At 58.6% G+C, this 2,762-nt stretch carries 5 protein-coding genes; 3 read left to right on the top strand and 2 right to left on the bottom strand.

The genetic code is table 11. The features are described 5' to 3' along the window. The first annotated feature begins 190 nt into the window (after positions 1-190). From P0D80_RS49320 to P0D80_RS49310, 3 genes are read left to right on the top strand one after another with little or no spacing between them, the layout of a single operon-like run. Positions 191-469 (top strand): HU family DNA-binding protein, encoded by a 279-nt coding sequence (locus P0D80_RS49320; RefSeq protein WP_408295801.1) that lies wholly within the window; start codon positions 191-193, stop codon positions 467-469. A 40-nt stretch (positions 470-509) separates the two neighbouring features. Next, entirely contained in the window at positions 510-1,544 is a 1,035-nt protein-coding gene (locus P0D80_RS49315) for a PDDEXK nuclease domain-containing protein (protein ID WP_408295804.1), read from the top strand. 9 nt (positions 1,545-1,553) lie between these two features. Further along, complete coding sequence (locus P0D80_RS49310; RefSeq protein WP_408295798.1) at positions 1,554-2,015, top strand: hypothetical protein; 462 nt, start codon at positions 1,554-1,556, stop codon at positions 2,013-2,015. 9 nt (positions 2,016-2,024) lie between these two features. On the opposite strand, the gene P0D80_RS49305 is transcribed toward P0D80_RS49310, so the two are convergent. Both P0D80_RS49305 and P0D80_RS49300 read right to left on the bottom strand, forming a co-directional pair. Further along, positions 2,025-2,192, bottom strand: coding sequence for a hypothetical protein (locus P0D80_RS49305; protein WP_408295796.1), 168 nt, complete (start codon positions 2,190-2,192; stop codon positions 2,025-2,027). Positions 2,193-2,249: 57 nt separating this feature from the next. Continuing rightward, a complete protein-coding gene (locus P0D80_RS49300) occupies positions 2,250-2,477 on the bottom strand; it encodes a DUF4224 domain-containing protein (protein WP_408183309.1) in 228 nt (75 codons plus the stop codon). Between the last annotated feature and the right edge of the window lie 285 nt (positions 2,478-2,762).

The raw sequence follows: 2,762 nt of genomic DNA, 5'->3' as shown, positions 1-2,762 counted from the left end.
CTGAAACACGACACGCCAGGCGGCTGCACGAGTCGCGTAATTGTCTCCGCGATGCGGAGAGTTTTGCTGGCCAGATCCTGCGCAGCCTTACAGCGACTGGTTTGCCGGCATGTGCGGCGTCCTGTAAGGTGTCAGGCTGGCCCACCTACGTGGGGCGATTGACGTGCGCTCTTCGACAGAAAGGAAATTCATGAACAAACAGGAACTGGTTGATACGGTCGCGACAGCAACCGGCAACAGCAAGGTGGCCGTGGCGGCCGCCGTCGATGCGATCATCGGCACAGTGACGGGCGCGGTCGCGAGCGGCGAAGCGGTGCAACTGATCGGGTTCGGTACGTTTGCCGCCGGTGCGCGCGCGGCGCGGGTTGGCCGTAATCCCGCCACCGGAGCTGAAATGCAGATCGCTGCGGCCAAGACGGTCAAATTCACGGCGGGCAAGGCGTTCAAGGATGCGGTTAACGGCGGGTGACCCGGATGATTGGTTTTCTGACATCGGAGTTCCAGCCGGCATGAGTTCACTTACGCCCACACCGCTACTGAATGAAGTCCGGGATCTGATTGATTCGGCGCGTGAGCGCGCGGCGGCCGCCGTCAACGCCGAACTGTCGCTGCTGTACTGGCGGATTGGACACCGCATCCGCGCAGAGGTGCTGGGCGGTGCACGTGCGGAGTACGGCCGGCAGGTGATCGCATCGCTTGCAGGAGCACTCACCGCTGAATATGGCCGCGGCTGGAGCGAGCAGCAGTTGCGGCATTGCGTGCGGGCCGCAGAGATTTTCCAGGACGAGGCAATTCTCTCCGCAGTGCGGAGAGAATTGAGCTGGACGCACATCAAGACGCTCATCTATGTCGACGACCCGCTAGAGCGCGAGTTTTACCTTGAGCTCTGTCGGCTGGAACGCTGGTCGTCCCGGCAATTGCAGGAGCGCATGGATTCGATGCTCTTCGAGCGCAGTGCGATTTCGCGGAAATCCGCAGACGCGATCCGGCATGATCTGGCGCAAATACGGCAGGAGCGGCGCGTACAGCCGGACGTGCTGTTGAAAGACCCGTATGTGCTGGACTTCCTCGGCCTGAACGATCACTACCTCGAAAAGGATCTCGAAGACGCCATCCTGCGCGAGATGCAGCAATTCCTGCTTGAACTCGGCGCTGGTTTCACATTCGTGGCCCGCCAGAAGCGGCTGCAGATTGATAACGATGATTTCTACATCGATCTGCTTTTCTACAACCGCAAGCTCAAGCGGCTCGTGGCAATCGAACTGAAGCTTGGCTCATTCAAGGCTGAATACAAGAGCCAGATGGAACTGTATCTACGCTGGCTGGCGAAACACGAACAGGAACCTGACGAACTGCCGCCACTTGGGATTATTTTGTGCGCCGGCAAGAAACAGGAGCAGATCGAACTGCTCGAACTGGACAGGAGCGGCATCCACGTCGCTGAATACCTGACCGTGCTGCCTTCCCGCGAGACCTTGCAGGCCAAACTTCACCAGTCAATCGAGGCAGCGCGGCTGCGGTTGCGGCCCAAGCCGGAAAAATGAGGTTCTAGCGTGCTTCCTTCGGCGCTGATCGCGGAACCGCTGAGACATAAGCCCGGAACGATGAACGGTTTGCAGCGGAGAGTCGCTTTCACAGCAATGCACGAATACGACCGCAACCGCCGCCGCTACTACTTTTACTTCGAAAACGCTTTTATTTTTACTTCATCGGACGACAGTCCGGACATCCTTTTCAGCCTGGTTCTGCATCATCCCGACGAACGGGTTTTGCTTGATGACACCCCAGCGCACTGCGTAATTGCAGATCGTCTGCATGAGGGCCATGTCTTTGTTCGCGCCGATCGGCGCGCCGGCCTTCGCGCGCTGGTCGAGGTATTGATAACCGTGGAAGGTTTCGAGCTTCTTCGGATCCATGCGCCCGAAAATTCGTCAGGTGGTCGCATGCGCCTGCGCGTACTGCCAGCCCTTCTTTCGACTGGTCGCGAAAGTGCGTCGGTGCAACATCCGTTTTGAAGCGGTCGATCATGTCGGCGACCGAACCGAGAGGATCTGGCCTACCTGAATGTCGAGCGCCTTGCGTTTCGCGCTGCGCTCGGCTGCTGTGATCTCTGCCCGGTCGCCGAGCTTCGCGGACGTCAGCGTCTCGCTGCGGCCGTCCGGGTACTTGTACCAGAAGGAGATTTTGCGCACGCCATACCGCTTGTAGAAACGATCAATGCCCGTCGACTCGTCGTGGCGACGTGCTTCTCACGCGAAGGCCTGGAGGTTCGGGCCGGCATCGTATTTCGTTGACTTGGTTTCAGTTGTAAGTCCGAGCTTCCGGTCGCGGTACTCGCGGGCCACCTTCGGCAAGCCATTCTTGTCGACGACGAATCGCCAGTGGTTATCGGTGAGCCAGTGCGTCATCGCGGCGCGCTGATCCGGTTTGCAGCCGACCAGGTCGGCCAGTTCGTGCGCTGATAGGCAGTCGCTCAATTCACACCCAGTGTTTGCGCGTGATTTCAATCATTCGTTGTGCTGCTGCTTCCGTTTCGATCACGGAAGTTTTGCGTTCGGTTCTGCTTCGCCCCCGTCCATATATGACCTATTCTTATTTGCATAGGTCGATTGTGTCGGAGAGGGAGGGCGAAATGGAACGGTGCCTTGCTTGCGAGACGTTGATCGGAAGAGCCTCAACGGTCCCCCCACACGAAAAACTCCACTGCTCTGGGTCGGGTGTTTTTGGTACGCCAAAATCGCCGATAACACGCTACATCCTTT

The organism is Paraburkholderia sp. RL17-373-BIF-A (assembly GCF_046030175.1).
In the GTDB taxonomy this organism is placed as follows: domain Bacteria; phylum Pseudomonadota; class Gammaproteobacteria; order Burkholderiales; family Burkholderiaceae; genus Paraburkholderia.
This window is presented reverse-complemented; position numbering and strand designations above follow the sequence as displayed.

Excerpts from the sequence above, each read along its gene's own strand:
- P0D80_RS49320 (WP_408295801.1), top strand. The coding sequence starts at position 191 with ATGAACAAACAGGAACTGGTTGATACGGTCGCGACAGCAACCGGCAAC.
- P0D80_RS49315 (WP_408295804.1), top strand. The coding sequence starts at position 510 with ATGAGTTCACTTACGCCCACACCGCTACTGAATGAAGTCCGGGATCTG.